Source organism: Mesorhizobium sp. B2-4-14 (assembly GCF_006442155.1).
Taxonomy (GTDB): Bacteria; Pseudomonadota; Alphaproteobacteria; order Rhizobiales; family Rhizobiaceae; genus Mesorhizobium.
Genome location: NZ_VFVA01000028.1, coordinates 44,647 through 71,585 on the forward strand (window position 1 = coordinate 44,647; position 26,939 = coordinate 71,585).

Genomic DNA, 26,939 nt, shown 5'->3' on the forward strand with positions numbered 1-26,939 from the left:
CTATCAAGCCAGCAGGACAGAGGCGCGTGGAGGGTCGCTGTCTTCGGCAAGTCAATGCAGATCGAAGCGCGCGATGACAGGCACATGGTCCGACGGCCGATCCCAGCCGCGTGCCGCCCTCAGGATCTCGTAGCCGGCGAAATCAGGCACCAGGTTTGGCGACGACCAGACATGGTCGAGCCGCCGGCCGCGATTGGAAAGCTCCCAGTCCTGCGCGCGATAACTCCACCAGGTGTAGAGCTTCTGTTCGAGCGGCACGTTGAGCCGCATGAGATCGACCCAGTTGCCGGCCAGCCGCATCGCTTCGAAGTTCTCGGTCTCGACCGGCGTATGGCTGACCACGTTGAGCAGTTGCTTGTGCGACCAGACATCGTGTTCGAGCGGCGCGATGTTGAGATCGCCGACCAGGATCGAGCCCGACACCTCGTTGTGCTCGGCGCGGATGGCGTTCATCTCGGCGACGAAATCAAGCTTGTGCCTGAATTTCTTGTTGATCTCCGGGTCTGGTTCGTCGCCGCCCGCCGGAACGTAGAAATTGTGAAGCAGGATCGCTTTGCCGCCGGCCCGCACCGTCACCGATAGATGCCGGCTGTCCTCGATCTCGCAGAAGCGGCGCTTCTCGACCACCTCGATCGGCCGCCGCGCCACCGTCGCAACACCGTGATAGCCCTTCTGGCCATGGAAGGCGATGTGCTGGTAGCCGAGCCTGCGAAAGGCCTTTTCGGGAAACAGTTCATCGGGGACTTTCGTCTCCTGCAGGCAAAGCACATCGGGCGCGTACTCATCCAGCAGGCGCTCGACGATCGGCATGCGCAGGCGAACGGAGTTGATGTTCCAGGTGGCGATGGAAAAGGGCATGCGGCGGGTCCGACAAAGATCAAACTACTGCCAGCCGCGCGTCACAAAGACAAGTACTGCAATATCAGAGGCCAGCGCGGCCTCCCTGCCGGGCATTTCTCCCCGTGAACGGCGAGCAGGAGGCTGGCCGCGACCTCGGCATCTTTCTGGCAGCGCTGGCAATTAAGCGAGACCGTCGGCGACTTCTCCTCGTTTACGGGAGAAGATGGCGGCAGCCAGATGAAGGGCAGCGCCGACGTCCAAAAGCTTTCCGCAGAGATTGCAGATTACCTGGTCTTGGTGTTGAGCTCGCGGTTCGCGGTATAGTCGATGGCGAAGGTGTCGGGGGCGAAACTGACGCCTTCCTTGGTGTTGAAGATCATCACCGTCGTGTCCTTGCCTTGCGTATCGGTAATCGTCCACTGGCGAAGGTCAAAGGTTTTCGGGTCGAACATCATGGTGATCCGCGCATTGCCGAACACCGACTTGTCGGCGAGCTGGATGGTGGTGAGATCGTCCTCTTCCTTGACGCTCTTGACGCGGTCGCCCGACAGGTCGATCCGGTCGTCGAGCAGCAGTTTCAGCGGTGTCTTCGACAGTGGATAAAGGTCTGACGTGTTCAGCTTCTTGTTGAGGATGACCACCGACTTGCCGTCCGAAATCACCCGGAAATTCGACGCTCCGTCATAGTTGAAGCGAATCTTGCCAGGCCGTTCCAGAAAGAACTTGCCGCCGGTCTGCTCGCCCTTTGGGCCGAACTGGACAAATTCGCCGCTCATCGATTTGACCGCGGAAAAATGGTCGGCGATCTTCTGCGCGGCCGCCGGCACGGCAGCCTGCGCTGAGGCCAGCAACTCGAATCCAGGCACCACATTGAGGACTGCGGCACCCGCGAACACCAGGCCAAGGCCAAGCAGCCGGCGTCGGGTCGTGGCAAGATCGCTGAGCGCTGAAAGATCATTTTTCATATCGGTCACTCTCATCTGATTCCTGATTTAGTCGCTGTCCTGGACCCCCAGTTGGGCTGAAGTTTGGCGGGCCGAACGCTGCCCAGTCGCTTGAACGCGCCAGAGGGTTCAAAGTTGCTGTGGGTTTCCCGCCGTCAGAACTTATCCTCTTCGGTCGGCACCAGGATTTCGCGTTTTCCCGCATGGTTGGCCGGGCCGACAATGCCTTCCTTCTCCATCTTTTCTATGATCGAGGCGGCGCGGTTGTAACCGATGCCGAGACGGCGCTGGATGTAGCTGGTGGACGCCTTGCCGTCGCGCAACACCACCGCGACGGCCTGATCGTAGGGGTCGTCGGAATCCTCGAAATTGCCGCCGCTACCGCCGCCGGAACCGCCCTTGCCGGACGGCTCGTCGTCATCTTCGCCGTCGTCCTCGGTGATGGCGTCGAGATATTCCGGCACGCCCTGCAGCTTCAGGTGCCCGACGATCTTCTCGACCTCGTCGTCGGAGACGAAGGGTCCGTGCACGCGCTGGATGCGGCCGCCGCCGGCCATGTAGAGCATGTCGCCCATGCCGAGCAGCTGTTCGGCGCCCTGCTCGCCAAGGATGGTGCGGCTGTCGATCTTCGACGTCACCTGGAAGGAGATGCGCGTCGGGAAATTGGCCTTGATGGTGCCGGTGATGACGTCGACCGACGGACGCTGCGTCGCCATGATGACGTGGATGCCTGCGGCGCGCGCCATCTGCGCAAGGCGCTGCACCGCGCCCTCGATGTCCTTGCCCGCGACCATCATCAGGTCGGCCATTTCGTCGATGATGACGACGATATAGGGCATCGGCTCGAGATCGAGATCCTCGGTCTCATAGATCGCCTCGCCGGTCTGGAGGTCGAAGCCGGTCTGCACCGTGCGTGAAATCTTCTCGCCTTTTTTCTCCGCCTGTTGGACGCGTGCGTTAAAACCGTCGATGTTGCGCACACCGACCTTGGACATCTTGCGGTAGCGGTCCTCCATCTCGCGCACGGTCCATTTCAGCGCCACCACCGCCTTCTTCGGATCGGTGACGACCGGCGTCAGAAGATGCGGGATGCCGTCATAGACGGAAAGTTCCAGCATTTTCGGATCGATCATGATCAGCCGGCATTCCTGCGGCGTGAGCCGGTAGAGCAGCGACAGGATCATGGTGTTGATGGCGACCGACTTGCCCGAGCCGGTGGTGCCGGCGACCAGCACGTGCGGCATCTTGGCGATATCGACGATAACCGCCTCGCCATTGATGGTCTTGCCCAGCGCCAGAGCCAGCTTGGCCTTGGTCGTCTCGAAATCGCGGCTGGCCATGATCTCCCTGAGATAGACCGTCTCGCGCTTCGCATTCGGCAGTTCGATGCCGATGGCGTTGCGGCCGGGCACGACCGCGACGCGGCAGGCGATCGCGCTCATCGAGCGGGCGATGTCGTCGGAGAGGCCGATGACGCGCGACGATTTGATGCCGGGCGCGGGTTCGAGCTCGTAGAGGGTGACGACCGGGCCGGGGCGAACGGCAATGATCTCGCCCTTGACGCCGAAATCCTCCAGCACGCCTTCGAGCAGCCGCGCATTCTGTTCCAGCGCATCCTTCGATAGGCTCGGGTCGCGCGCCACGTTCTTCGGTTCCGACAGGAAGTGCAGCGACGGCATCTCGAACTTGTCCGAGCCAATCAGCGAGGTCTGCGCCTCGCGCTGGACGCGGGCACCCGGAGCCGGGCGCGGCGCCGGCGCCTCGACGCGGGTGGCGGCGTCGGAACGGAACTGCTGCACCCTGGCCGTGGGGGCCGCACGGCGCTGGGCGACAGGCTCGTCGTCGAAATCCATGTCTTCACCGTCGCGGCCGAAGACGTCGTCATCGTCCGGATCGACGGAAACGCTGCGGTCGTTGACCATGGCGGCGAAGAATTCCGGCTCGACGCGGGCGCGGCCATCCTGGCTCATCCGCTGCTCGGCGAACTCGGCCGATTCGACCCGTTCGGCGGCGCGGCGCCAGGCGCTGGCGCGCGGCTGCATCTCCGGCTCATATTCGTCGCGCTCCTGCCGGCGGCGCACCGCGCGCCGGTGCATCCACGCGCGGAACGAGAGCCACCAATGGGTGATGGCGCCGAGCGCCAATATGCCTTCGTCACCCTCATCCTCGTCATTGTCGAACAGAAGCTCGTCCTCGCGCGGATCGGCGACGGCCGGCTCCTCCATGACGGCGAAGCCGTTCTTGCGTCCGATCAGTGCCGAGCCATAGGCGAACAGCCAGAGCGCCGGTGCTGCCAGCAACACGGCGAGCACGCTGGCGATCAGCCCGGTCGGATAACCGCCGGTGAGGATGCCCGGAATCTTGAGCACCATGTCGCCGAACACGCCGCCGAGGCCGGTGGGCAGCGGCCAGGTCTTGGGTGGAACGATGCAGCCGGCGATCGCGGCGGCGAGCAGCGCGAAGCCGAACCAGAACAGCCCGCGCTTGGGCAGCCTGTCGACGCCGCGCGCCGAAAACAGGAGGTATCCCCAGATCACCGCCGGAACCAGCGCGGCAACCGCGGCGAGGCCGAAGAACTGCATGGCAAGGTCGGAGAACACCGCGCCGGCATAGCCCATGGCGTTGGTGACGGTGTTGTTCGTGGCGTGCGAGAAGCTTGGATCGGCAACGTTCCAGGTGGCGAGGCTGGCGACCCCGAAGGCCACAGCCAGGAACAGGCCGGCGCCGACCAGCCGGCCGACCTGGCGCCGCGCGAAAGCCTGGATGCCGTGCCCCGTATCGGTCAGCGCGAGCGGTGCTGAAGCCCCTGAACGCATGCTCTTCCCCGTCAGTGATTGCCTGGCCCGGGCGCATGACGCACTCCGGCAGATTCGAGGGCCAGACTATGCGTGGGAAGGTTAAGGGCGCATTAACTATAAGGCCGCCGATGGTTACCCCTCTGCTACAGAGAACTTCTGGGCCTGGCACCCGCAGAAAGTGGCGGGCGCCCTGGCCCGCCATCCGTTCGGGTGGATCAGGCGGCGCTTACTTGCTGGCGCCGCCAAGGGCGCGCACATTGGCGCAGAACTCGGCATGCGGCTTGCTCATCGCGGCGTCGTTGCACTCCTTCATCATGGCGTCTTGCTTTTCCTTCGGCATGGCCATGAAGGCCGCCTTGAATTCTTCCGTGGGCTTCATGGTTTTCATGCTGGAATCGGTAAAGAAAGGCGACATGTCGACTGGACTGTCGAGAGCGCCGCCAGCCAAAGCCATGCCGCTGATCATGGAAAGTGCCAGTGCCCCGAGGCAGATATTCTTGAGGTTCATGAAAAATTCCTTCCCTGTGTTGTACAGACGAAACGCCAGGACGACGATCGCCTCCACAGTTCGGGCCAAGGCAGTGGATGTTTCTTTCAAAAATCCTTTTCACGCCAACGTGATTGCGCGAATCCAGGCGCGGCCGGGACGAATTTCTCAAAAAAAGAGGCCCGGATGCGATCCGGGCCTCAAGGCGTGAGCTCCTTGCGGAGCGTCACGACGGGATTCTTTTTCAGGCAATTCCGGGAAAAGCATGCAGCGCTTCATCGCCCGGAAATGCGCTGAGATATGGCCGGCGGGAGGAGGATCCGCCGGTCCATTGGCGAGGCGGGCCTTACGGCACCACTTCGCCATGCTGGGTGACGTCGAGGCCTTCGACTTCCTCCTGGCCGGACGGACGCAGGCCGACGAGCGCCTTGACGATGTAGAGGATCACGAAGGTGACGATCGCCGTCCACAGAATGGTGAAGACGATGCCATAGAGTTGGGTGGCGACCGATGCGCCCTTGCCGAGCGCGTTGATGGCCGGATCGGCGAGCGCGCCGGTGAGCAGCGCACCCACGATACCGCCGACGCCATGCACGCCGAAGGCGTCGAGCGAGTCGTCATAGCCGAAAATATGCTTCACCTTGACCGCCGAGATGTAGCAGACGACGCCTGCGACGATGCCGACGATGAAGGCGCCCGTCGGGTTGACGAAGCCGGAGGCGGGCGTCACCGCGACCAGGCCGGCGACGGCGCCCGAGACGATGCCGAGCACCGATGGCTTCTTGGCGACGATCCATTCGGCGAACATCCAGGCAAGCGCCGCCGCCGCGGTCGCGACCTGCGTGTTCATCATGGCCGCACCGGCAAGCCCGTCCGCCGCCAGTTCCGAGCCGGCGTTGAAGCCGAACCAGCCGACCCACAGCAGTGAAGCGCCGATCACCGAATAGACCAGATTGTGCGGCGCCATGTTGGTGGTGCCGTAGCCCTGGCGCTTGCCCAGCACCAGTGCGCAGACCAGGCCCGCGACACCGGCGTTGATGTGGACGACCGTGCCGCCGGCAAAGTCGAGCACGCCCGCCGTGCCAAGGAAGCCGCCGCCCCACACCCAATGCGCGATCGGCGCGTAGACGAACACCAGCCACAGCGCCATGAAGATCAGCAGCGCCGAGAACTTCATGCGCTCGGCGAAGGCCCCGGCGATCAGCGCCGGCGTGATAATGGCGAACGTCATCTGGAACATCGAGAAGACGAATTCGGGAATGTTGGCCACACCCGGCGCCCACAGCGTCGCGGTGGTAATGCCGTGATGGAAGAACTTCGAGAAGCCGCCGAGATAGGCATTCATGCCGCCACCGTCGGAGAAGGCCAGCGAGTAGCCGAACATGAACCAAAGCACCGTCACCAGGCAGGTGATGGCGAAGCTTTGCATGATCGTGGCGAGCACGTTCTTCTTGCGCACCATGCCGCCGTAGAACAGCGCCAGGCCCGGAATCGTCATCATCAGCACCAGCGCCGTCGAGGTCAGCATCCAGGCGGTGTTGCCGGTATCGAGCACCGGGGTCGGACCGGCGGCCGGCGCGGCCGCTGCGGCGGCGGGAGCGGCCTCCTGGGCGAAGGCGGCGACCGTGCCCAAGGCTGCGAGAGTGAGCGTACCCAAAAGGGCCGCCCGTCCCGTAGTCTTCAAGGTGGAAAAAATATTCATTGAACTCTCCATTGGAATACGTGTCCGGCGCTTAGAGTGCGTCGCTGTCTGTTTCGCCGGTGCGGATGCGCACCGCCTGGTCGATGCCGAAAACGAAGATCTTGCCGTCGCCGATCTGGCCGGTCTTGGCGGCTGCGGTGATGGCTTCGACGGCCTTGTCGACCACGTCGGCGCTGACCGCGACCTCGATCTTGATCTTCGGCAGGAAGCTGACCGCGTATTCCGCCCCGCGATAGATTTCCGTATGCCCCTTCTGACGCCCGTAGCCTTTGACTTCGGTGACGGTCAGGCCCTGGATGCCGACGGCGGTAAGCGCTTCGCGCACCTCGTCGAGCTTGAACGGCTTGATGATTGCCATCACGATTTTCATAAGGTTTCACCCTTTGCTGTTGCGGTCCCCCGCGTTTGCACGACTGCACCGATCCCAAGGAGCCGGAGAAGTGCCCCCAAGGATTCAAGCTCCGTGCCAAGTGCCGAAGCAGCATGGTAACCTGTTGTAAACAAAGGAGATGGATGGGCCGCAGCCAGCAGGTGCCGGAGCCTGCGGCATGCCGCATGCTTAAAATTTATGCAATTTTTTGGAAATGCCTATTTCGCCGGCTTCCGATCAACGCTTAAGCCGGATCAAACCTTCCTGGGCCATCGAGGCGATCAGCGTGCCGTCGCGTGCATAGAGCATGCCGCGGCTAAAGCCGCGCGATCCCGAGCTCGACGGGCTGTCCTGCGCATAGAGCAGCCACCCGTCGAGCGAATGCGGCCGGTGGAACCACATCGAATGGTCGAGGCTCGCCGCCTGGATGTCGGGATCGAACAGGCCGCGCCCATGCGCGAAGGTCGAGGTATCGAGCAGCGTCATGTCCGAGAGATAGGCGAGCAGCACCGATTGCAGCGCGCGGTCGTCGGGAACCGGTCCCGCGAGACGGATCCAGACATTCTGCCGGGGCGGCAGCTTGTCGCGGCTCTCATAATGTTCGAGGTTGACCGGCCGCAGCTCCAGCGGCCGCTCACGCGCCCAGAACCGTCGAACGGCTTCCGGCACCCGGTCGGCCGTTTCGAGCAGCTGACGCTGCGTCTTCAGTCCTTCCGGGGGCGGCACGTCGTCGGGCAGCGCGAATTGATGCTCCAGTCCCTTCTCGTCGACCTGGAACGAGGCTTCCAGCGAAAAGATCGCCTGTCCGTGCTGGATCGCCAGCACGCGGCGCGTGGTGAAGGAGCCGCCGTCGCGAATGCGGTCGACCTCGTAGATGATCGGCACCTTGATGTCGCCCGGCCGCATGAAATAGCCGTGCAGCGAATGCACGAAGCGATCGGGCTCCACGGTCCGCTGCGCCGCCACCAGGGCCTGGGCGATCGTCTGGCCACCGAAGACGCGCTGCCATTCCACCTGGGGGCTGCGACCACGATACAGATTGTGTTCCAGCCTCTCGAGGTCGAGAATGCGCAGAAGCTCGTCCATGGCCGCCGTCATGTTTTGTGACCTCGCCTCAAAATTGCTATGGCGGTTTCCGACAGGAAGAACGAGCCGTCAAGGGCGCAGGCCCGGGCCGGCGCGCAAGGAGCCAAGACAATGGAACGCAAGGCGGACGCCAAGACCAGATCCGGGCTCGATGTTCTCGTCGCTGGCGCCGGCTATGTCGGACTGGCCAGCGCCGTCTCGCTGAAGCAGGCGCGGCCGGGCCTTGCCGTGGCGCTGGTCGATGCCGCACCCGCCGGCGCCTGGCAAAGGGATAGCCGCGCCTCGGCCATTGCCGCGGCTGCCTGCCGCATGCTCGACCAACTTGCCGTGTGGGCCGAGATCGCACCCCAGGCGCAGGCGATCACCGAGATGATCATCACCGATTCGCGCAGTTCCGATCCGGTGCGCCCGGCGTTCCTGACCTTCGGCGGCGAGGTCGCGCCGGGCGAGCCCTTCGCGCATATGGTGGCCAACACGATTTTGAACGGCGCTTTGCGCCGCAGGGCCGAAAAGCTCGGCATCGACATTATCGAAGGCGTCGCGGTGCAGGGTTTCGAAACCAACGGCGCCGGCATATCAGTGCATCTCGCCGACGGCGCCACGCTGGCGGCGCGGCTGCTTGTTGCCGCCGACGGTGTCAATTCCAAGCTGCGCGACATGGCCGGCATCAAGACGGTGAAGTGGGAATACGGCCAGTCCGGCATCGTCTGCACCGTGGCGCATGAACGGCCGCACCATGGCCGCGCCGAAGAGCATTTCCTGCCCGCGGGGCCCTTTGCCACGCTGCCGCTCAAGCCGGACGAGGACGGCACCAACCGTTCGTCGATCGTCTGGGTCGAGCGCACGCCCGATGCCGCGGCGCTGGTGTCCGGCGACGATCTCGTCTTCGAGCAAGAGCTCGAGCGGCGCTTCGGCCTGAAACTTGGAGAGATCCGCGTTGCCGACAAGCCGCGCGCCTGGCCGCTCGGCCTGACCCTCGCGCGCGCCTTCGTGGCGCCCCGCATCGCGCTCGCCGGCGACGCCGCCCATGGCATCCACCCGATCGCCGGCCAGGGCCTGAATCTCGGCTTCAAGGACGTGGCGGCACTTGCCGAAGTGATCGTCGAGGCGGACCGGCTCGGCCAGGACATCGGCGCGCTCGACGTGCTGGAGCGCTACCAGCAGTGGCGCCGTTTCGACACGGTGCAGATGGGCGTCACGACAGATGTGCTGAACCGGCTGTTTTCCAACGACATCAGCCCGCTGCGCACTGCCCGCGACATCGGCCTCGGCCTGGTCGAGCGCATGCCGCGCTTGAAGGATTTCTTCATCCGCCAGGCATCGGGGCTGTCCGCCAATACGCCTAGGCTGTTGCGAGGCGAGCCGATCTGATCGCCTGGCAATTGGCCGAGGCCTACACGACGTCGTCATCCACGGGCGGAGCGGGAGCGAAGCGGACGTGCAGACCCAAGATCCATTCCGTGACCCTGGTCGAAGAATGCAGCCGAGCACAATTCTGCACCGCTGCACCGCTTATAGGTAACGGAATGGATTCTATGGTCTGCGCCGCATCGCTTCGCTCCTTGCTCCGCCATAGAATGACGAGAAGGCGGGCCCTCAGTTCACCTCGAACCCAAGCTTCTGCCGCAACCTCAACATCCGCTGGTCGGCGACCTTGACGCTTTGCCCGCCGCCCTGGGCGACGCGGTTCAGCATCCTGAGCAAGTCTTCCCGTTCGTTCGGGTCGAGACGCTCCCGCAGGAACGGCGCCAGCTTGTCGATGACGAGTGTGGTGTCGTCGATCTGTGACGCCGCCCATTTGGCGTATATCACCGCTTCGTCCGCCTTCTTCTTGTCGGCGATGCCAGAGATGACTTCGCGGATGACGGCCTCGCGCTGCGGCAGGACCGGCCCGTTCTCCGAGACGATCGATGTGATCAGCGTCGCGGCGGCCACTACTGGATCGTCGATCGCCGTCAGCGGCGACAGCGCCGCCTGCTTGCGCAGCTTCTTGCGCCGGATGTTGCCTTGCACGCGCCCGACGACATCGGCAACCTCGCGCGCGGCGTCGTTCATGGCCTTCATCCGGTAATACCACAATGCCGCCGCTCCCAGCACGCCAAGGATAGCAATCAGGAAAGGCATGCCGAAATCCCCCAAAATCCCGGCGACGATAGGAGAACTCGAGACTTGCTTCAACACGCAAAAGTTGCGTCAGGTGAAGAAATTTCGTGTCCGCGCTGGCAGTGCCGTCAGGGCTCAAGGCTGCTTCGCCGAGTTCCTTCCCAACTTCCGGACGGCAGGACAGAGGGGATGCTGTCGCCAGCATCCGGCATCTCCTATGATCCCGGTATGTCGTAGATCGCCCGCACCTCGATCGTACCGATCTCCGCCAACGGAATCCCGGCGGCGATGTCCAGCGCTTCATCGAGATTGTCGGCCTCGACCATGACGAAGCCGAGCAATTGTTCCTTGGTTTCAGCGAATGGTCCGTCAGTGACCAGCCTCTTGCCTTTGCGCCGCCGGACCGCCTTCGATGTCTGCACCGATTGCAGCGCCTGCGCGACGATCAGCTTGCCCTCTTGGTCCAGGGACCTGTCATAGGCGAGCGAATCGGCGTTGAGCTTGGCCCCACGCTCCGGGGTTAGCGCATGGAGGTCCTTTTCCTCACCATAGACCAGACAGACATATTTCATTTCCGGCTCCCGTGCTGCGACGAATCATAGGACGCGGTGGCGGGCGTGTCAGCCTTGCCCTCGACCGCCGCTGCTTGGTCGAGAAGGCAGGCTGCGGCCGCGATGATGGCGACGGCCGCAAGCAGCCGGCCGAAACCGGACGCCGGCGGGTCCAGCCAGAAGCCGTCTTGTCGCCAGGGCCTGCGGCGCCGTTCGTGCCAAAGCGCGAAAACCAGATTGTCCATGTGAACCTCCATCCGGCCACAAGCTCCGTGGCCGCCCGCAGGACGGCGGGACCGGATGGAAGCCGACATTTTCGCACGCGCATTTTTCAGAAAAAATTTTGCCACGGGCGCCGATGCCGCGGTTTCCGCCGCGATGGCGCGATGGCCTTCCCATGCGTCCGCGCTATAGTTGGAAGGAACGCTGGCGCCGGGCCGGCGCAAACGAGGCCAAGGAGACCACCATGGACCGCACCGCAACCGCCGTCTGGAAAGGCAATCTGAAAGAGGGAAAGGGCACGCTCGACAGCCAGAGCGGGACGCTCAAGGGCACGCCCTATTCGTTCAAGGCGCGCTTCGAGGATGAAAGCGGCAAATCCGGCACCAATCCGGAAGAGCTGATCGCGGCCGCCCACGCCGGTTGCTACGCCATGCAGCTTTCGCATTTCCTGGCGGAGAACGGCACGCCCGCCGACGAACTCGATGCCAAGGCCGTGGTGACGCTGGTTCCAGGCACCGGCATCACCGGCAGCGCCATCACACTGGTCGGCAAGGTGCCGGGCATCGATGCGGCGAAGTTCAAGGAATTGGCCGAGAAGGCAAAGGCCGAATGCCCGGTCTCCAAGGCGCTCGGCGCCATAAAAGTGTCGCTCGACGCCAGGCTGGAGTGATTTGCGTTCTATTTGCCGAGATCGCGTTCCTTCGCACCCCCCTCTGCCCTGCCGGGCATCTCCCCCACGAGGGGGGAGATTAGCGGCTCGGTCGCTGGCGCTTCTCTTTCAACGTCGGCGATTGGCGAAAGCCGGCGTACATCTGATCTCCCCCCTCGTGGGGAGATGCCCGGCAGGACAGGCGCCTCGCGCCAACCTCCAGTGAACTAGCCGCCCAGCGCCTCTATCTTGGCCCGCAGCGTCGCGACCTCTTCCTCAAGCGCCCGCACGCGGGCTTCGAGATCGGTATCTTGCACCGGCGGTTGCCAGGGCGTGGCGGCGGCCTGCATCTCGACCGGCCCGCTCATGAGATGCACGTAGCGATCTTCGCGCTGTCCCGGCCCGCGCGGGATTTCCTGGACCAGCGGCGGCCTGCGGCTGATCAGCATGTCGAGCTCAGCGCGCAAATCCTCGATCGACGAAAACCGCGCCATGCGCTCGGCTCGCGCCAGGAGCTCATGCGCAGTCTGGGGTCCGCGCAGCAAGAGCAGGCCGAGCAACGCGGTCTGCGGCGTGGTCAGCGAGAAGCGCTGCGCCATCTGATGCTCGTAGCGCTCGACGCGCGAGCCGAACATCTGCCGCACCAACCCCTTTTGCTCAAGCAGCTTCAGCGCCCGGTGTACCTCGGTCTGCTCCAATGCCATCACCGGCTCGCGTGCCGTCTTCTGGTTGGCGGCGGCCAATGCCGCGTTCAACGTCAGCGGATAGACATCCGGCGTCAGTTCCTTCTTCTCGATCAGGCAGCCGAGCACGCGGGCTTCGCTGGCTGAGAGGATGGGGAGATCGGTCATTGGGTTGCTATCCTTGCTAAGGTCGGAGGGACAGCGCCCCCCTCTGTCCTGCCGGACATCTCCCCCACAAGGGGGGAGATCGGCAGCTTTTGCGCCGCTCGATCATTTTGCGGCCGTCGAAGATTAGCGAAAGCCGCAATGACGGCAATCTCCCCCTTGCGGGGGAGATGTCCGGCAGGACAGAGGGGGCGCGAAGGAACGCTGCCTTCGAAATTCCCGCTAACAAATCCGCGAGCCTAAACCCGTCTCTCCACCATCATCTTCTTGATTTCGGCAATCGCCTTGGCCGGGTTTAGGCCTTTCGGGCAGGTCTGCGCGCAGTTCATGATGGTGTGGCAGCGATAGAGCCGGAACGGATCCTCCAGATTGTCGAGCCGCTCGCCCTTGGCCTCGTCGCGGCTGTCGATCAGCCAGCGATAGGCCTGCAGCAAGGTCGCGGGGCCCAGATAGCGGTCGCCGTTCCACCAGTAACTCGGGCAGGAGGTCGAGCAGCAGGCGCACAGGATACATTCGTAGAACCCGTCGAGCTTCTCGCGGTCCTCATGGCTCTGCAGCCATTCCTTGGCCGGCGTCGGCGACACCGTCTTCAGCCACGGTTCGATCGAGGCATGCTGGGCGTAGAAATTGGTGAGGTCAGGCACCAAATCCTTCACCACCTGCATATGCGGCAGCGGATAGATTTTCACGGCGCCGGAAATGTCCTCGGTGCCCTTGGTGCACGCCAGCGTGTTGGAGCCGTCGATATTCATGGCGCAGGAGCCGCAAATGCCTTCGCGGCAGGAGCGGCGCAAGGTCAGCGTCGGATCGATCTTGTTCTTGATCCAGAGCAGCGCGTCGAGCACCATCGGCCCGCAATCGTCCATGTCGACGAAATAGGTGTCGATGCGCGGATTCTCGTCATCGTCCGGCGACCAGCGGTAGATGCGGTATTCCCTGAGATTGGTGGCGCCTTCCGGCTTCGGCCAGGTCTTGCCCTGCTGGATCTTCGAATTCTTGGGGAGCGTCAGTTCGACCATTTACCTCAGGTCCTTTCGGATGACGAGCTTCAGCCCGGACCAGATTTCGTTCACGGCGGCGACCTTGACGTCGACAAGGTCGAGTTTCAGCGCCTCGGCGCGGACCACGGCCTCGGTGACGTCGGTCGGCACTTTCGACGCCTTCTTCGGCCAGGAGACCCAGACCATGCCGTCGCGCTTGATCGCCGTTTCGAGTGCGCCGAGGCGATCCTCGATCTCGGCGCGTTGCTTGGTGAAGGCATGGACGGCATCGTATCTCTGGTGAATGCCCGAGATACCGGACCAGTCGGCCAGCCGGTCGACCGAAGCGAAATTCGCCGCCTCGGCGAGTTCGTCGAGTTCGGGCGGCAGCGCGATGAAGGCAGCGATCATGCCGTCCTTCAGGCCGAGCTTGGCCGGAAGAGGCGTGCCGGAATATCCCGTCGCCGCCAACGCCATCATCAATACACCCTGGCCTTCGGCGCGATCTTGGCGAGGCTGATGCCGCCGTCCTTTTCGGCCAGCAGCGGCTCGGTATGCACCGGGCGGTAGCTGAGCGTCACCGTGCCGTCTTCGCTTAGGTGCGCCAGCGTGTGCTTGCGCCAGTTGGCATCGTCGCGCGCGGAAAAGTCCTCACGCGCATGGGCGCCACGGCTCTCCTTGCGCGCCTCGGCGCTGTAGACCGTGGTGATGGCGTTGGCCATCAGGTTCTCCAGTTCCAGCGTCTCGACCAGGTCGGAGTTCCAGATCATCGAGCGGTCGAACACCTTGATGTCCTTGAGCTCGCCCCAGATTTCCGAAATGCGCTTGCAACCATTTTCGAGCGATTCCTGCGTGCGGAACACGGCTGCGTCTTCCTGCATCGCCTTCTGCATCTTCTCGCGCAGCACCGCCGTCGGCGTCGAGCCGTTGGCGTGGCGCAGTTTGTCGAAGCGTTCCATGATCTTTTCGACCGAGGCTTCATTGGGCGAAGGGATGGCCGACTTGCGGTCGATGACCTGGCCGGCGCGGATCGCCGCCGCACGGCCGAACACCACCAGATCGATCAGCGAGTTCGAGCCCAGTCGGTTGGCACCGTGCACGGAGGCGCAGCCGGCCTCGCCGACCGCCATCAGACCGGGCGACACCTGGTCGGGGTTGAAGGCGGTCGGGTTCAGCACCTCGCCCCAGTAATTGGTCGGCACGCCGCCCATATTGTAGTGCACCGTCGGCAGCACCGGGATCGGCTCCTTGGTCAGGTCGACGCCGGCAAAGATCTTGGCCGATTCCGAAATGCCGGGCAGCCGCTCATGCAGCACCGCCGGATCGAGATGGTCGAGATGCAGGAAGATGTGGTCCTTCTTCTTGCCGACGCCCCGGCCCTCGCGGATCTCCAGCGTCATGCAGCGCGAGACAACGTCGCGCGAGGCCAGGTCCTTGGCCGACGGCGCGTAGCGCTCCATGAAGCGCTCGCCCTCGGAATTGACGAGATAGCCGCCCTCGCCGCGCGCGCCTTCGGTGATCAGGCAGCCGGCGCCATAGATGCCGGTCGGGTGGAACTGCACGAATTCCATGTCCTGCAAGGGGAAGCCGGCGCGCGCCGCCATGCCGCCGCCGTCGCCGGTGCAGGTGTGCGCGGAGGTTGCCGAGAAATAGGCGCGGCCATAGCCGCCCGTCGCCAGCACCACCATCTTGGCCGAGAAGCGGTGGATGGTGCCGTCATCGAGGTTCCAGGCGACGACGCCGGTGCAGGTGCCGTCCGGCTCCATGATCAGGTCGAGGGCGAAATACTCGATGAAGAACTGCGCGTTGTGCTTCAGCGACTGGCCGTAGAGCGTATGCAGGATGGCGTGGCCGGTGCGGTCGGCGGCGGCGCAAGTGCGCTGCACCGGCGGTCCTTCGCCGTAATTCATCATGTGGCCGCCGAACGGCCGCTGGTAGATCTTGCCCTCTTCGGTGCGCGAGAACGGCACGCCGTAATGCTCGAGTTCGTAGACCGCGGCCGGTGCTTCGCGCACCAGATATTCCATGGCGTCGACATCGCCCAGCCAGTCCGAGCCCTTGACGGTATCGTACATGTGCCACTGCCAGGAATCGGGCCCCATATTGGAGAGCGAGGCGGCAATGCCGCCTTGCGCGGCCACCGTGTGCGAGCGGGTCGGGAACACCTTGGTGATGCAGGCGGTACGCAGGCCTTGCTCGGCCATGCCGAGCGTGGCGCGCAGGCCCGCCCCGCCGGCGCCGACGACCACCACGTCGAATTTGTGGTCGACAAAGCTATAGCCTGCCGTGTTGGCTGATTTCGCGTCCTTGGCCAACTCAGCCTCCGAATGCCAGTTTGAGCAGGGCGAAGAGCGAGGCGACGCCGACCGCTACGGTGAAAAACGTGTTGAGCGCGATCAGCGCCAGCTTCATGCCTTCGCCATGGACATAATCCTCGATGATCACCTGCATGCCGATCCGCATATGGTAAAGTGGAGAGATCAGCACCAGGGCCAGCAGCAGCGCCACGAATGGATTGGCGAGTGCCGCGCGCACCTCGGCGTAACCGGCGCCGTTGAGCGCGATCAGGAAGCCGACGAAGAACAGGATCAGCGGGATATTGGCGATGGCGGTCAGCCGCTGGCGCCAGAAATGTCCGGTACCTTCGTGGGCGGAACCCAAGCCGCGGACCTTCGCCAGCGGCGTGCGCATGTCGATGTTGTTGCCGCTCATGATCAGGCCCCCCGCACCGTGTAGCCGACGATCCAGATCAGCAGCGTGAGCAGGATCGAGCCGGCGAGCGTCGCCCAGGCGATCCTGGAAGCCGTATGCTTTTCAAGACCGGCGCCGGTGTCCCAGACCAGGTGGCGCACACCGCCCAGCATGTGATGCATCAATGCCCAGGTGTAGCCGAAAAGGATGAGCCGGCCGAGCCACGTGCCGAACGCCCAATTGATCCAGTCGAATGCGCCCTGCGAGGTTGCCGCCGCCATCAGCCAGGCAGCGACCAGCAGGGTGCCGAAATAGAGCGCGCTACCGGTGATGCGATGGATGATCGACATCGTCATGGTGATCGGCGGCCGGTACACGCTCAGGTGCGGCGAAAGCGGCCGTTCACGTCTGATATTCGCGCGGGTGGCTGGTGATCTGCTCATGGCTCCCCCAGTTCGACGTCTCTGGAGCCTCAGGTGGAAATGCGGCAATGCCGCTTCCGGTTGCGACTTCGGACAGCCGGTTTCTAATGCTCTTTTTGCACCGCGTCAAAGCCAGAAAACCGTTTCGAAAACGTAATTTAGTCTGATTAAATGGGCCGATCAGGCTTCAATCGATTAACGCGCTATTTCGAAGCCGGCGCAGCGTCGTTGCACTGCAGCATGTCGCGATTCGGGAGGGCTTATCGCTTGCAGGTTTGCGGTGTCGACCCCTTCTTCATGACCAGCGCCTCGCGTCCGTCGATCACGATTGCGTCATGCGTCGCCGCCTGGTAGCGGCTGGTCTGGTTGGCGGGTGAGGCCGCAAACTCCTCGGTCATGCCATCCGGCCCTACCGCGCGAACCGACGTGCCGAGACTCTGGATCGTGATCATATCACCGTTGCCGCATTTATAGGTGGCCGTGCCGGTGCCGATCGCGGCACGGTAAGGTCAGTGGTGATCTTGGTTGCGGGTGCCGCGGTTGCCGGCGGCGAGGGCACCGTGGGCGCGGTGGACTGCTGAGCCAGAGCGGGCGAGACCGCGTGCGATGCCGCCTGCGGCGCACCATCTTGCGGCACACAACCTGCGGCAGCGAGAAGCAGCGGGATAATGATCACCCGAACTGTGTGGCCAAAGGTCATGCGCTGCCCCTTTCGTGCGCCGCACGCTAGAGCAATTCCAGGAAAAGTGTGAGCGGTTTTCCGCCCGGAATGGCGTCAAAACAAAGAGATATGGCATTTCGCCGTCTCCGTGAAACGGTGAAATGCTCTAGCCACGCGGCGCTGCAAGATCAGCTTCATCTGGAGCCAGCAGGTCGGAGCAGGCAAGCGGATTGATGCCTGCGTCCCATCCCGTGAAAATTAACCATATTCGTCAAGATCTGCCGCCGAAGGCCATCCGCCCCTTAACAAAGATTAAGAAAGAGTTAATTTCTCGGACGAAGTCCGGGCCGAGGCCGAAGGTCGCGCCGGTGAACGGAGGACAAAATGCGTTCGAATTCAGTGCTGGCTTGCCTCGCCGCGATTGCGGCCATGGCCGGCGGCTTCGCTGCGCCGGCATGCGCCGGACAGCATCAGGACCGTGTTTATGCCGATTCCTTCGGCAATCTCGTCATCGACAGCGCCGCCGGCTATAAGCGCATCATCGTCGGCGAGGGCAAGCTGGCCAAGAAACTGTCGGCCTACACCAGCGCCGGCCAGCCGAAGGTGATCTATCAGAACGAAACCGACGAGATTACGGGCTACGGCGATTGCTACCGGCCGCCGGTGTTCGTGAAGGGCCGCAGCTACATGTACGGGCTTTCCGACGGCGAGATGCCGCAGCTCAGCCGCTGCCGATAGTCTGGAGTAATTCCAAGAGACGCTTTTCCGTCTGGGATTGCGTCAGGCCACAAAGAGTTAGAAGTGGCTTGCTTCGGTGCCGGCTGACGAAGGGACGCCGACTGGCCCGGCGGAGACGCGCACGCAGTCCCGCCCGGCATGCTTCGCCTTATAGAGCGCCGCATCCGCACGCCGCATGAGATCGGCGACGTTCTCGTTCGGATGGAGTTCGGCGACCCCGAAACTCGCGGTGCAGCGACTATCCGCCGGCAGGCCGTCGATGGGCAGCGCGCCGAACGCGCTGCGCGTGCCTTCGGCGAACAGCCGGGCGGCGGCGATGTTGGCCCCGCGGAGCATGATGGCGAATTCCTCCCCGCCGATGCGGCCCGCGACATGGTGGCCGGCGGCGGCCTCGCGCAACAAGCCGGCAAAGGTCTCGATAACCCGGTCGCCGGAGGCGTGGCCGAAACCGTCGTTGATGCTCTTGAAATCATCGAGATCGGCGATGACCACGGCCACCGGCATGCCTTGCCGCGTGGCGCCAAGCACCGCAAGTTCGGCCCGACGCGTGAAGGCGCCGCGGTTGAGCAATCCCGAGAGCGTATCGGTCTCCGATTTTGAAGTCACCTCAGCCAGCACGTCGCGAACCAGGATAGCCAGCATCAGCAGCGCCAGCGCAAGGCCGAAGATGGTGCCGAGCGATTGCGACACCAGGGCGTAGTTGCTTTGCAGATAGGCCTGCGGATCAGCACCCCAGCCGCCGAGCGCATGCGCGATGAACGGCTTGGAGGCAAACTGCATGCCGCTGAGCGCCAGCACGGCCATCAGGATGCGGTCGAGCCGGCCGAACCTCTGCCTTGAAGACCAGACTATACCGAGGCCGACGAACTGCATGGCGGCATAGGGAAGCTGGTAAGCCATCATGCGGGCCAGCGACTGGCGCGGTAGGTCCTGCAAGCAGTAGACCGCGATGGTGGTGGCGAACAGGAAGAACAGCATTGGCCGCCACGGCGGCGCCACGCCATATTTGTGGGCCAGCCCGCCGTTGAAACTTATAGTGGCGCCAAGGAACACGGCAAAGGCGACGGCCACCGGAAGCCGCGCATCGGTGAAGGCGGGGATGCTGAATTCGATGGCGAAATAGGCCATGCCCAGGAGATAGCCGTAGGCAAACCACCGCGCGGGGGCGCGGCCGGCATCTTGAAAGGCGATCGTCATGAAGGCGGCCGCCAGCAGGCCGGCAACCGACAAATTGATCAGCAGGATGAAATTGGCGCCGCTCATTTCTTTTTCGAACCCCCGGCCTCAGCTAACATCGACGGGCGAAAAAGACGTTAACGCGAGGTTGGAGGTTGCGGCGTCAGCCGGTCTTGGAGAGCTCCGGCACGAACGCCGTTTCCGGTCGTTGGTAGGAGAGGCGCACGCTGTCGCGGCCATTCTTCTTGGCCTTGTAGAGCGCCTCGTCGGCGCGGCGCATCAACGGCCCCAGGGCCTCGTCACCAGTGCGGGCCGCCACGCCGAAACTTGCGGTGACCTTGGTGCCGGTTGGAAGCCCGTCGACGCCTCCTGCCGAATAGAGCGTGCGCACCGCTTCGGCGAACATTCGCGCCGCGGCAAGGTCGCTCAACGGCAGGAGCACCGCGAACTCTTCGCCGCCGACGCGGCCGGCGGCTCCGCGCTCGCCGGTGGCGGACCGGAGCTTGGCGGCGAAATCGGCAATCACCCGGTCGCCGGCGGCATGCCCGTGCGCGTCGTTGAGCGCCTTGAAATGATCGAGGTCGGCCAGCACCAGCGCCACCGGAAACTTCGCCGCCGCGCAACGCTGCAACAGGAACTCCGCGCGCTCCTCGAAGCCGCGCCGGTTGAGCAGGCCCGACAGGGGGTCGGTGTGCGTCTCGGCCTTCAGCGCCTTCATCACGTCGAGCGCCGCGGCGGTGAACAGGCAAAGCGCGATCAGCAACGACAACAGCGCATGCGACAGCAGCGCCGTCGTCCAATAGGACGAGCCATAGAATCCGTCATAGGTGGTGAACGGCCCGTGCGCGATGACGACGGCAAGGGTGCGCACGAAGAAATTGAGGCTCGACAGCAGCGACAGCACGAACAGGATTTTCTCTGTCGGGCCGTTGTTGCGAACCGGCCGCAATTCGGCGCCGACCAGAAGGCTGATGCCGCCGAAGGCGAAATTCATCGCCAGGATACGCCAGGTGAGATCCGGCTCAACGAACAGGAACCAGCAGAACGATGCCAGGCCGCCCCCTGCCAGCACGCCGAGCCCCGGATAGGGCACCTTGCGGCCGTAGCGGGCGACGATGGCGCCGGACAGGCAACAGCCGGCGATGATGAAGCAGATGTTGGACACCAGCTTGGTCAGCACCATGCCAATGGGCAAGGTGAAATACTGCAACAGAAAGCCGGGTGCCGAAACACAGTAGCTGAACGCCAGCACAGCAAGATAAGGACGGTGGCGCTGATAGGTCCATAGCACGAGGAAGGCCGCGCCGAGGGCCAGCGCGATCGTCGGATTGAGCAGCGCTATCAGCAGGCCGGTGTCCAAAGGACGGTGACTTCCCCTTGCTTGACGTCGGGGAAGAGCTTAGAGGGCAAGCGCAAACAAGCGGTTAAACTCGGAGTGTCGCCACGATATGTTGCGGGGGAACCCAGCGCTGTCGGCGGCGTTCATGCATTCACCATCAGGAGCAGAGCATGGCCGACACGATCACATTGACCGACCACGATGCAATCCGTTCATGGACTGCCGGGCGCGCCGGCTTTCCGGCAATCGTCGACATATCGCCCGAGGCGGGAACGCAGCCGATGTTGAGGCTGGTCTTCGGCCAGCACGCCTATCAGGATCAGGACCAGCCGGAACGGCCGGTCAATGCCGGTGGCTATGAGCTCGTCGAATGGGACGAGTGGTTCAAGATCTTTGAGGAGCAGCAACTGGCGCTTGTCGTCGCGGCCGACGAACCTGGGCACCGGGAGGAATTCCACGAACTCATCCGGCGCGACGGGAAGGCTTGACCCGGGCCGCGCGGCCCGGGTTCCGCCCGGGCTGGATTATTTCCAGTCGCGGATATCGACAAAGTGGCCGGCGATCGCCGCAGCCGCCGCCATGGCAGGCGACACCAGATGGGTGCGGCCCTTGAACCCCTGCCGGCCCTCGAAATTGCGGTTCGAGGTCGAGGCGCAGCGTTCATGTGGCTTCAGCCGGTCGTCGTTCATGGCCAGGCACATCGAGCAGCCCGGCTCGCGCCAGTCGAAACCGGCGGCGAGGAAGATCTTGTCGAGACCCTCGGCTTCCGCCTGTTCCTTGACCAGGCCGGAGCCCGGCACGATCATGGCGTTGACACGTGGATTGACTTTTCTGCCCTCGACCACCTTGGCAGCGGCGCGCAGATCCTCGATACGGCCATTGGTGCAGGAGCCGATGAAGACGCGATCGAGCGCGATGTCGGTGATCCTGGTTCCCGGCGTCAGCCCCATATAATCGAGCGCGCGGATCTTCGAGGTGCGCTTATTCTCGTCGGTGATCTCCTCCGGATTTGGCACCACGCCCTGGACCGACACCACGTCTTCCGGCGAGGAGCCCCAGGAGACGATCGGCGGCAGTTTCGCCGCGTCGAGCACGATCACCTTGTCGAAATGCGCGCCTTCGTCCGACTGCAGTGTCTTCCAGTATTCGAGCGCCGCGTCCCAGGCCGCGCCCTTCGGCGCGCGCGGCTTGTCCTTGACATAGGCGAAGGTCGTCTCGTCGGGCGCGATCAGGCCGGCGCGGGCACCGCCCTCGATTGACATGTTGCAGATGGTCATGCGGCCTTCCATCGACAGCGAGCGGATCGCCTCGCCGGCATATTCGATGACGTAGCCGGTGCCGCCGGCGGTGCCGATCTCGCCGATGATGGCCAGGATGATGTCCTTGGCGGTCACGCCTTCCGGCAACTGGCCGTCGACGCGCACCAGCATGTTCTTGGCCTTGCGCTGGATCAGCGTCTGCGTCGCCAGCACATGCTCGACCTCCGACGTGCCGATACCGTGCGCCAGCGCGCCGAAGGCACCGTGCGTCGAAGTGTGGCTGTCACCGCAGACGATGGTCATACCGGGCAAGGTAAAACCCTGCTCCGGGCCGATGATGTGGACGATGCCCTGGCGGATGTCGTTCTCGGAATAATACTCGACACCGAAATCCTTGGCGTTCTTGGCCAGCGCCTCGACCTGGATACGGCTTTCCTCGTTCTTGATGCCGAACTTGCGCTCGGGCGAGGTCGAGACGTTGTGGTCGACCACGGCCAGCGTCTTTTCTGGATGCCGGACTTTCCTGCCGCTCAGGCGCAGGCCTTCGAAGGCCTGTGGGCTGGTCACTTCGTGGACGAGGTGGCGGTCGATGTAGAGCAGGCAGGTGCCGTCGTCCTGGCGGTCGACGACGTGGTCGTCGAAAATCTTGTCGTAGAGGGTGCGCGGTGCGCTCATGTGCGTAAATCCGTCGATTTGGAATGAGGAAAGGAGCAGATGCCGCAAGCCTGCGGCCGACCGTCGGGGATCAGCGAAGTCGGCTGGTCAGGGCGCCGGACACGCGCGCGGAGAATCGCGACGGCAGGCGTTTCCTGTCCTGCAGCACGAAACCCTTATAGGCCGGATTGCCAAAAAGCTCTTCCATGGCGGCGTAGATAGCAACGTTTTACCTTTTCGGCAATTGGTTGATCCGATGACTCAGGCAACCGCTCAGGCTTTGAATTATCCCTCAACCCATCCAGACGTTGGCGCTGCCCCTCACCTGCCTGCCGGCATCCTCTCCCCGTATAGTGACGGGGAGAGGGAAGCTCTCATCGCTGACTTCGCCAATCGTCTACGTCGCCAGAGAAAGGCGTCGAGGCTGCGGCCAGCCCCTTCTCCCCGTCACTATACGGGGAGAAGTGCCCGGCAGGGCGATGAGGGGCAGCGCGACTCCGCGAATTTGAGACCCTACAGAACCTCGAACACAAACGTCTTCACCAGCGCATCGGGCTCGGCGATGGCATAGCAGCGGAACCACGGGCTTTGCTCGACCAGGCGCCATTTCCTTGCCTGTGTGAGGTCGTCGAACACGGCCTGGAAACCGCCGCTTTCGAAAACCTGGTCGCGCACGGTGAAGATGGCGTGGCCGCCTTTGCGCGTTATGCGCACCAGTTCGTGCAGGCCCGACGCCGGCGCGTGGCTGATGGTGAACACGCCAGTCGAGAAGAAGGCGCGGAAATGGCCATCCGGCCATGGCAGCGGTCCGCCCAGCATCGCCTTTTTCAGCTCGCCATACGCATTGCGGCTGCCGGCGATCTTGAGCATGTCGTCCGACAGGTCGAGCCCGGCAATATCGCAGTAACCCAGCGCCTTCAGCGATGGCCCTGACAGGCCCGTGCCGCAGCCGGCGTCGAGCAGCGGCCCTTCACCCGCCGGCACATGGCGCGCTACCCAGGCGGTGATGAGGAACGGCAGGAGATAGCCAAGCGAAGCGGTCTCGCTGTCATAGGTCGCGGCCCATGCGGCATAGGCTTGCGCCAGCGTTTCCGGCGTGTCGGCTCCATAGACGGAATCCAGCGCCGCATTGGCCTTGTCGACGATCATCGGTCTTGCTTCTCCCGCTTATGCATGTCGCCCAAAAGGGCGTCGCGGTTTTGGGCCAATGACATGCATAAGGCAAGATAGCCCTGTCTTTGCCCAAAAACTATTCCTCGTGCTGGCGGCGCAAGCGCCGCTCCAGTGCCCTGAGTGCCAGCGACAGGCCGACGGTCAGGATGAGATAGATGTAGGCGACGATCGAATAGGTCTCGAAGAAGCGGAACGAGCCAGCGGCATAGACCTTGCCCATCTGGGTGATGTCGGCGACGCCGAGCACCGAGACCAGCGAGGAATCCTTGACCAGGGCGACGAAGTCGTTACCCAGCGGCGGCAGGATGGTGCGGATCGCCTGCGGAAATACGACCAGCCGGAAGCGCTGGGAGCGGCTCAGGCCAAGCGCCTTGGCCGCTTCGATCTGGCCCTTTTCGACCGCCTGGATGCCGGCCCGGAAAACCTCGGAGATGAAGGCCGAATAACCGATGGTCAGCGCCATGATGGCGCGCCACAACAGCGAGACGTCCCGCACCAGAAGCTCGCCGAGCAGGCCGGCGCTCTGCAGCGGCGCGATCAGCGTGTTCCAGGCCACGACAAAGGCCGGCGCGCCGGCGAACGCGATCCAGAACAGGAGCACCAGGATCGGCACGCCACGGATGATCTCGACATAGAAGCGGGCGATCTGCCGCAACCAGGGCGAACCCGACAGGCCCATCAGCGCAATGCCGAGGCCGATGATCGAGGCCAGCGCAAAGGCGACCACGGTGACGAAGACGGTGATGCCGATGCCCTTGGCGACGGTAGCGAAGACCTGGGCATAAAGATCGCTGGTGGCGATGAACAATGCCGCCGCCAGTGCGAGGACGGCGGCAACGGCGAGCCACCAGGGGAATTCGGGTTTGGAGGAAGAGGGCTGCATCAAAAGGATCGCGCCAAGGCACCCCCCTCTGGCCTGTCGGCCATCTCCCCCTCAAGGGGGGAGATCGAATGTCGCGTTGGCTTTCGCCGATACCCAGCGTCATAAAATGAGTGACGAGGCCGAAGCTGCCAATATCCCCCCTTGAGGGGGAGATGCCCGGCAGGGGAGAGGGGGGCGTTCAAGCGCAAAGTCAGCAGGAAATCACTGACCCATCTTGTAATCAAGGAACCACTTCTTGTTCAGCGCATCGAAAGTGCCGTCGGCCTTCAACGCCGCGATCGCGGCATTGACCGGCTTAACCAGGTCGGAGCCCTTGGGGAAGATGAAACCGAAATCCTCGGTGCCGAGCGGTCCGCCGATCAGCTTCAGCTTGCCCTCCGAGGCATCGACATAACCCTTGCCCGCCGTGCCGTCGGTGAGCACCACATCGACGTCGCCCGACTTCAATGCCTGCACCGTGGCGCCGAAGGTCTCGAACAGTTTGATGCGCGGGTTCTGCTCATTGCCGTCGAGCACGCTGTAGACGGCGGTGTAGAAGGGCGTGGTGCCCGCCTGCGCGCCGATCAGCCCGTCCTTGACGGCGCCGAACGTCTTGGCGTCGGTGAAGCGGCTTTCATCGCCGCGCACCAGCATGAACTGCTCTGAGCGCATATAAGGGTCGGAGAAATCGACCTTCTCCTTGCGGTCGTCCTTGATGGTGATGCCGGTCATGCCGATGTTGTACTGGTTGTCGGAAACCGCCTGGATCATCGCGTCCCAGGAGGTGTTCTGGTATTCGACTTTGAAATTCAGCCGCTTGGCGATCTCGTTCATCGCGTCGTACTCCCAGCCGATCTGCTTTCCCGTCTTGGCGTCGATGAACTGCAGCGGCGGATAGGCGTTTTCGGTCACCACCACCACCTTCTTGCCGCCAAGATCGGGCAGTGCCTGGGCAAAAGCGGCGACGGGCGCCAGAACGAGGGCCAACAGGCCGGCCAGCAGCAGTTTCGACTTGATCATGACATACCCCCCGGAAATTAAAGCGCCCGGACGTCGGCCGGGCCTGCAGGAAATCTGGCGCCGACTTTAGCTTCCCGCAAGCGCCATGCAAGACGGTCCGCTGCATCAGGACAGGCGAAAACGGATTTGGCTGCCTTCAACCCCAGCTTTCCGCAACGATCCGTGCTCCGGCGGGCGGGTGCGGTGGGCGGCTGCATTGGCGGCTACAATTTTCCCATGTCCGAGATCGAAACTTCCGCATCCGTCGACCCGTCATCAGCCGTTGCCTTGCGCAAGTTAGCGACAAGACGCGTGAGCGTTGCGTGCAGGGTTTTCAACTCGTCTGGCCCCAGCGGCACGGCGCAGGCAAGTGCCGACAACACGTCCTTCATGCGCGCGCGAAGGGCCTGGCCCTTGGCGGTCGGCTCGACTAGCACCCGGCGCTCGTCGGCGGCATCGCGCCGGCGGGTGACGAGGCCGCCCGCCTCCATCCGCTTGAGCAGCGGCGTCAGCGTTGCGGAGTCCAGGCCAAGCGCTTCGCCAAGCTCGCCGATCGTGCTCGGCGCGCGCTCCCACAGCGCCAGCATCGCCAGATATTGCGGATAGGTCAGGCCAAGCGGCTCGAGCAGCGGGCGATAAACCTTGGTCATCAACCCGCTCGCCGAATAGAGCGCGAAGCAGAGCTGCTGGTCGAGACGCGGAACCGGGATCGCCCCGGCGGCATCCGCCGGGACATGCTTGGCTCTCGTTTCGACTTTTGTCGTCATGCCGCCTTTACCGAAAGCGCCACATCGACATTTCCCCTGATGGCGTTCGAATAGGGGCAGATCTTGTGCGCCTCCGATACAAGCGCTTCCGCCGCCGCCTGATCAAGGCCTTTCGTTTCGGCCGCGAGCGCGACGCCGAGCTTGAAGCCCTCGCCATTGGGGAGCAGGCTGACGGTGGCGGTCATCGCGGCGTCCTGAAGCGGCAGCTTCTGTTTGCGCGCGACGAAGCGGATGGCGCTTTCGAAGCAGGCGGCGTAGCCGATGGCGAAGAGCTGCTCGGGATTGGTAGCGCCGCCCGGCCCGCCGAGTTCCTTGGGCATGGCCAGATCGACTTTCAGGAGGCCGTCGCTGGTCTCGCCGTGGCCGGCGCGACCGCCGGTGACGTGAGCCTGTGCCGTGTAGAGTACCATATTATGTTTCTCCCTTTATCTTGTGCGCTATTATTTAGTACACAAGATAATATGCCGTCAACACCCGGATCCAGCTTCCGAGAATGGAGGCGTTCACAGCTTGGTGAAACGAAAAAAGGCGGCCGAAGCCGCCTCAGACTGCTGACGAACCCCGTCGATTTTCGGCGGGGTTTTGTTTTGCGCGTTGATTGAGCTTTGTAAATTGGTG

The 26,939-nt window shown here is 63.6% G+C and carries 29 protein-coding genes; 4 read left to right on the forward strand and 25 right to left on the reverse strand.

What is annotated here, in order from left to right; all coding sequences use genetic code 11:
• Window positions 1-51 precede the first annotated feature (51 nt).
• From FJ938_RS21770 to tesB, 7 genes are all read right to left on the reverse strand, one after another.
• Complete coding sequence (locus tag FJ938_RS21770; RefSeq protein WP_140697256.1) at window positions 52-858, reverse strand: exodeoxyribonuclease III; 807 nt, start codon at window positions 856-858, stop codon at window positions 52-54.
• Between the two features lie 266 nt (window positions 859-1,124).
• Entirely contained in the window at window positions 1,125-1,805 is a 681-nt protein-coding gene (locus FJ938_RS21775; RefSeq protein WP_140697334.1) for an outer membrane lipoprotein carrier protein LolA, read from the reverse strand.
• Between the two features lie 134 nt (window positions 1,806-1,939).
• The gene (locus FJ938_RS21780; protein WP_140697259.1) at window positions 1,940-4,600 is read right to left on the reverse strand and encodes a DNA translocase FtsK; all 2,661 of its coding nucleotides are present in this window, start codon (window positions 4,598-4,600) and stop codon (window positions 1,940-1,942) included.
• Between the two features lie 208 nt (window positions 4,601-4,808).
• Complete coding sequence (locus tag FJ938_RS21785) at window positions 4,809-5,090, reverse strand: hypothetical protein (protein ID WP_140697262.1); 282 nt, start codon at window positions 5,088-5,090, stop codon at window positions 4,809-4,811.
• A gap of 325 nt (window positions 5,091-5,415) precedes the next feature.
• Window positions 5,416-6,597, reverse strand: coding sequence for an ammonium transporter (locus tag FJ938_RS21790; RefSeq protein ID WP_246673449.1), 1,182 nt, complete (start codon window positions 6,595-6,597; stop codon window positions 5,416-5,418).
• 205 nt (window positions 6,598-6,802) lie between these two features.
• A complete protein-coding gene (locus FJ938_RS21795) occupies window positions 6,803-7,141 on the reverse strand; it encodes a P-II family nitrogen regulator (protein ID WP_140697267.1) in 339 nt (112 codons plus the stop codon).
• Window positions 7,142-7,378: 237 nt separating this feature from the next.
• Window positions 7,379-8,239, reverse strand: a complete 861-nt coding sequence (gene tesB / locus FJ938_RS21800) for an acyl-CoA thioesterase II (protein ID WP_140612461.1) — start codon at window positions 8,237-8,239, stop codon at window positions 7,379-7,381.
• A 99-nt stretch (window positions 8,240-8,338) separates the two neighbouring features.
• On the opposite strand from tesB, the gene FJ938_RS21805 reads away from it, so the two are divergent.
• Window positions 8,339-9,598, forward strand: a complete 1,260-nt coding sequence (locus tag FJ938_RS21805; RefSeq protein WP_140697294.1) for a ubiquinone biosynthesis hydroxylase — start codon at window positions 8,339-8,341, stop codon at window positions 9,596-9,598.
• A gap of 225 nt (window positions 9,599-9,823) precedes the next feature.
• On the opposite strand, the gene FJ938_RS21810 is transcribed toward FJ938_RS21805, so the two are convergent.
• The 3 genes from FJ938_RS21810 to FJ938_RS21820 all read right to left on the reverse strand — a co-directional run bounded on the left by FJ938_RS21810 (window position 9,824) and on the right by FJ938_RS21820 (window position 11,126).
• Window positions 9,824-10,351 carry a hypothetical protein gene (locus FJ938_RS21810; RefSeq protein ID WP_140697296.1) on the reverse strand — a complete coding sequence of 176 codons (528 nt, stop codon included), beginning with the start codon at window positions 10,349-10,351 and terminating at the stop codon, window positions 9,824-9,826.
• A gap of 194 nt (window positions 10,352-10,545) precedes the next feature.
• The gene (locus FJ938_RS21815; RefSeq protein WP_140612455.1) at window positions 10,546-10,902 is read right to left on the reverse strand and encodes a YciI family protein; all 357 of its coding nucleotides are present in this window, start codon (window positions 10,900-10,902) and stop codon (window positions 10,546-10,548) included.
• The gene (locus FJ938_RS21820) at window positions 10,899-11,126 is read right to left on the reverse strand and encodes a hypothetical protein (RefSeq protein WP_140612453.1); all 228 of its coding nucleotides are present in this window, start codon (window positions 11,124-11,126) and stop codon (window positions 10,899-10,901) included. The genes FJ938_RS21815 and FJ938_RS21820 overlap by 4 nt, the downstream gene beginning before the upstream one ends.
• Before the next feature lie 221 nt (window positions 11,127-11,347).
• Here FJ938_RS21820 and FJ938_RS21825 point away from each other — a divergent pair, with 221 nt between their 5' ends.
• Complete coding sequence (locus tag FJ938_RS21825) at window positions 11,348-11,773, forward strand: OsmC family protein (RefSeq protein WP_140612451.1); 426 nt, start codon at window positions 11,348-11,350, stop codon at window positions 11,771-11,773.
• A gap of 206 nt (window positions 11,774-11,979) precedes the next feature.
• Here the strand turns inward: FJ938_RS21825 and FJ938_RS21830 are convergent, their stop codons facing one another.
• The 7 genes from FJ938_RS21830 to FJ938_RS30435 all read right to left on the reverse strand — a co-directional run bounded on the left by FJ938_RS21830 (window position 11,980) and on the right by FJ938_RS30435 (window position 17,145).
• Window positions 11,980-12,603, reverse strand: coding sequence for a DUF480 domain-containing protein (locus tag FJ938_RS21830; protein ID WP_140697299.1), 624 nt, complete (start codon window positions 12,601-12,603; stop codon window positions 11,980-11,982).
• A 236-nt stretch (window positions 12,604-12,839) separates the two neighbouring features.
• Window positions 12,840-13,619: a succinate dehydrogenase iron-sulfur subunit gene (locus FJ938_RS21835; protein WP_140612875.1), complete on the reverse strand. Its 780-nt coding sequence runs from the start codon at window positions 13,617-13,619 to the stop codon at window positions 12,840-12,842.
• On the reverse strand, window positions 13,620-14,057 hold the full coding sequence (locus FJ938_RS21840; protein WP_140697337.1) for a DUF3052 family protein: 438 nt from the start codon (window positions 14,055-14,057) through the stop codon (window positions 13,620-13,622).
• Window positions 14,058-14,059: 2 nt separating this feature from the next.
• A complete protein-coding gene (gene sdhA, locus FJ938_RS21845; RefSeq protein ID WP_140612876.1) occupies window positions 14,060-15,895 on the reverse strand; it encodes a succinate dehydrogenase flavoprotein subunit in 1,836 nt (611 codons plus the stop codon).
• Window position 15,896: 1 nt separating this feature from the next.
• Window positions 15,897-16,292: a succinate dehydrogenase, hydrophobic membrane anchor protein gene (sdhD, locus tag FJ938_RS21850; RefSeq protein WP_140612877.1), complete on the reverse strand. Its 396-nt coding sequence runs from the start codon at window positions 16,290-16,292 to the stop codon at window positions 15,897-15,899.
• Window positions 16,293-16,294: 2 nt separating this feature from the next.
• A complete protein-coding gene (sdhC, locus tag FJ938_RS21855) occupies window positions 16,295-16,714 on the reverse strand; it encodes a succinate dehydrogenase, cytochrome b556 subunit (RefSeq protein WP_140612878.1) in 420 nt (139 codons plus the stop codon).
• A gap of 239 nt (window positions 16,715-16,953) precedes the next feature.
• Window positions 16,954-17,145, reverse strand: coding sequence for a hypothetical protein (locus tag FJ938_RS30435; protein ID WP_348640945.1), 192 nt, complete (start codon window positions 17,143-17,145; stop codon window positions 16,954-16,956).
• 593 nt (window positions 17,146-17,738) lie between these two features.
• On the opposite strand from FJ938_RS30435, the gene FJ938_RS21865 reads away from it, so the two are divergent.
• Window positions 17,739-18,092, forward strand: a complete 354-nt coding sequence (locus FJ938_RS21865) for a hypothetical protein (RefSeq protein ID WP_140697302.1) — start codon at window positions 17,739-17,741, stop codon at window positions 18,090-18,092.
• 57 nt (window positions 18,093-18,149) lie between these two features.
• Here the strand turns inward: FJ938_RS21865 and FJ938_RS21870 are convergent, their stop codons facing one another.
• Entirely contained in the window at window positions 18,150-19,355 is a 1,206-nt protein-coding gene (locus FJ938_RS21870; protein ID WP_140612880.1) for a GGDEF domain-containing protein, read from the reverse strand.
• 76 nt (window positions 19,356-19,431) lie between these two features.
• Window positions 19,432-20,628 (reverse strand): GGDEF domain-containing protein, encoded by a 1,197-nt coding sequence (locus tag FJ938_RS21875; RefSeq protein ID WP_140612881.1) that lies wholly within the window; start codon window positions 20,626-20,628, stop codon window positions 19,432-19,434.
• A 149-nt stretch (window positions 20,629-20,777) separates the two neighbouring features.
• Between FJ938_RS21875 and FJ938_RS21880 the strand changes: the two genes are divergently transcribed.
• Window positions 20,778-21,095, forward strand: coding sequence for a hypothetical protein (locus FJ938_RS21880; protein ID WP_140612882.1), 318 nt, complete (start codon window positions 20,778-20,780; stop codon window positions 21,093-21,095).
• Between the two features lie 36 nt (window positions 21,096-21,131).
• Here the strand turns inward: FJ938_RS21880 and leuC are convergent, their stop codons facing one another.
• The 6 genes from leuC to FJ938_RS21925 all read right to left on the reverse strand — a co-directional run bounded on the left by leuC (window position 21,132) and on the right by FJ938_RS21925 (window position 26,731).
• Complete coding sequence (gene leuC, locus FJ938_RS21885; protein ID WP_140697305.1) at window positions 21,132-22,541, reverse strand: 3-isopropylmalate dehydratase large subunit; 1,410 nt, start codon at window positions 22,539-22,541, stop codon at window positions 21,132-21,134.
• Window positions 22,542-23,033: 492 nt separating this feature from the next.
• Window positions 23,034-23,669 (reverse strand): class I SAM-dependent methyltransferase, encoded by a 636-nt coding sequence (locus FJ938_RS21900; protein WP_140697308.1) that lies wholly within the window; start codon window positions 23,667-23,669, stop codon window positions 23,034-23,036.
• A 100-nt stretch (window positions 23,670-23,769) separates the two neighbouring features.
• Entirely contained in the window at window positions 23,770-24,576 is an 807-nt protein-coding gene (locus FJ938_RS21905; protein ID WP_140697311.1) for an amino acid ABC transporter permease, read from the reverse strand.
• Window positions 24,577-24,777: 201 nt separating this feature from the next.
• Complete coding sequence (locus FJ938_RS21915) at window positions 24,778-25,575, reverse strand: transporter substrate-binding domain-containing protein (protein WP_140697314.1); 798 nt, start codon at window positions 25,573-25,575, stop codon at window positions 24,778-24,780.
• Window positions 25,576-25,778: 203 nt separating this feature from the next.
• Window positions 25,779-26,321: a MarR family winged helix-turn-helix transcriptional regulator gene (locus tag FJ938_RS21920; protein WP_140697317.1), complete on the reverse strand. Its 543-nt coding sequence runs from the start codon at window positions 26,319-26,321 to the stop codon at window positions 25,779-25,781.
• The gene (locus FJ938_RS21925; protein ID WP_140697320.1) at window positions 26,318-26,731 is read right to left on the reverse strand and encodes an organic hydroperoxide resistance protein; all 414 of its coding nucleotides are present in this window, start codon (window positions 26,729-26,731) and stop codon (window positions 26,318-26,320) included. Before FJ938_RS21925 ends, FJ938_RS21920 begins: the two co-directional genes overlap by 4 nt.
• Window positions 26,732-26,939: the final 208 nt, after the last annotated feature.

Coding starts and splice junctions, on each gene's coding strand:
- FJ938_RS21770 (WP_140697256.1), bottom strand. CDS start 858: ATGCCCTTTTCCATCGCCACCTGGAACATCAACTCCGTTCGCCTGCGC.
- FJ938_RS21775 (WP_140697334.1), bottom strand. CDS start 1,805: ATGAAAAATGATCTTTCAGCGCTCAGCGATCTTGCCACGACCCGACGC.
- FJ938_RS21780 (WP_140697259.1), bottom strand. CDS start 4,600: ATGCGTTCAGGGGCTTCAGCACCGCTCGCGCTGACCGATACGGGGCAC.
- FJ938_RS21785 (WP_140697262.1), bottom strand. CDS start 5,090: ATGAACCTCAAGAATATCTGCCTCGGGGCACTGGCACTTTCCATGATC.
- FJ938_RS21790 (WP_246673449.1), bottom strand. CDS start 6,597: ATGCTGACCTCGACGGCGCTGGTGCTGATGATGACGATTCCGGGCCTG.
- FJ938_RS21795 (WP_140697267.1), bottom strand. CDS start 7,141: ATGAAAATCGTGATGGCAATCATCAAGCCGTTCAAGCTCGACGAGGTG.
- tesB (WP_140612461.1), bottom strand. CDS start 8,239: ATGACGGCGGCCATGGACGAGCTTCTGCGCATTCTCGACCTCGAGAGG.
- FJ938_RS21805 (WP_140697294.1), top strand. CDS start 8,339: ATGGAACGCAAGGCGGACGCCAAGACCAGATCCGGGCTCGATGTTCTC.
- FJ938_RS21810 (WP_140697296.1), bottom strand. CDS start 10,351: ATGCCTTTCCTGATTGCTATCCTTGGCGTGCTGGGAGCGGCGGCATTG.
- FJ938_RS21815 (WP_140612455.1), bottom strand. CDS start 10,902: ATGAAATATGTCTGTCTGGTCTATGGTGAGGAAAAGGACCTCCATGCG.
- FJ938_RS21820 (WP_140612453.1), bottom strand. CDS start 11,126: ATGGACAATCTGGTTTTCGCGCTTTGGCACGAACGGCGCCGCAGGCCC.
- FJ938_RS21825 (WP_140612451.1), top strand. CDS start 11,348: ATGGACCGCACCGCAACCGCCGTCTGGAAAGGCAATCTGAAAGAGGGA.
- FJ938_RS21830 (WP_140697299.1), bottom strand. CDS start 12,603: ATGACCGATCTCCCCATCCTCTCAGCCAGCGAAGCCCGCGTGCTCGGC.
- FJ938_RS21835 (WP_140612875.1), bottom strand. CDS start 13,619: ATGGTCGAACTGACGCTCCCCAAGAATTCGAAGATCCAGCAGGGCAAG.
- FJ938_RS21840 (WP_140697337.1), bottom strand. CDS start 14,057: ATGGCGTTGGCGGCGACGGGATATTCCGGCACGCCTCTTCCGGCCAAG.
- sdhD (WP_140612877.1), bottom strand. CDS start 16,292: ATGAGCGGCAACAACATCGACATGCGCACGCCGCTGGCGAAGGTCCGC.
- sdhC (WP_140612878.1), bottom strand. CDS start 16,714: ATGAGCAGATCACCAGCCACCCGCGCGAATATCAGACGTGAACGGCCG.
- FJ938_RS30435 (WP_348640945.1), bottom strand. CDS start 17,145: ATGATCACGATCCAGAGTCTCGGCACGTCGGTTCGCGCGGTAGGGCCG.
- FJ938_RS21865 (WP_140697302.1), top strand. CDS start 17,739: ATGCGTTCGAATTCAGTGCTGGCTTGCCTCGCCGCGATTGCGGCCATG.
- FJ938_RS21870 (WP_140612880.1), bottom strand. CDS start 19,355: ATGAGCGGCGCCAATTTCATCCTGCTGATCAATTTGTCGGTTGCCGGC.
- FJ938_RS21880 (WP_140612882.1), top strand. CDS start 20,778: ATGGCCGACACGATCACATTGACCGACCACGATGCAATCCGTTCATGG.
- leuC (WP_140697305.1), bottom strand. CDS start 22,541: ATGAGCGCACCGCGCACCCTCTACGACAAGATTTTCGACGACCACGTC.
- FJ938_RS21900 (WP_140697308.1), bottom strand. CDS start 23,669: ATGATCGTCGACAAGGCCAATGCGGCGCTGGATTCCGTCTATGGAGCC.
- FJ938_RS21905 (WP_140697311.1), bottom strand. CDS start 24,576: ATGCAGCCCTCTTCCTCCAAACCCGAATTCCCCTGGTGGCTCGCCGTT.
- FJ938_RS21915 (WP_140697314.1), bottom strand. CDS start 25,575: ATGATCAAGTCGAAACTGCTGCTGGCCGGCCTGTTGGCCCTCGTTCTG.
- FJ938_RS21920 (WP_140697317.1), bottom strand. CDS start 26,321: ATGACGACAAAAGTCGAAACGAGAGCCAAGCATGTCCCGGCGGATGCC.
- FJ938_RS21925 (WP_140697320.1), bottom strand. CDS start 26,731: ATGGTACTCTACACGGCACAGGCTCACGTCACCGGCGGTCGCGCCGGC.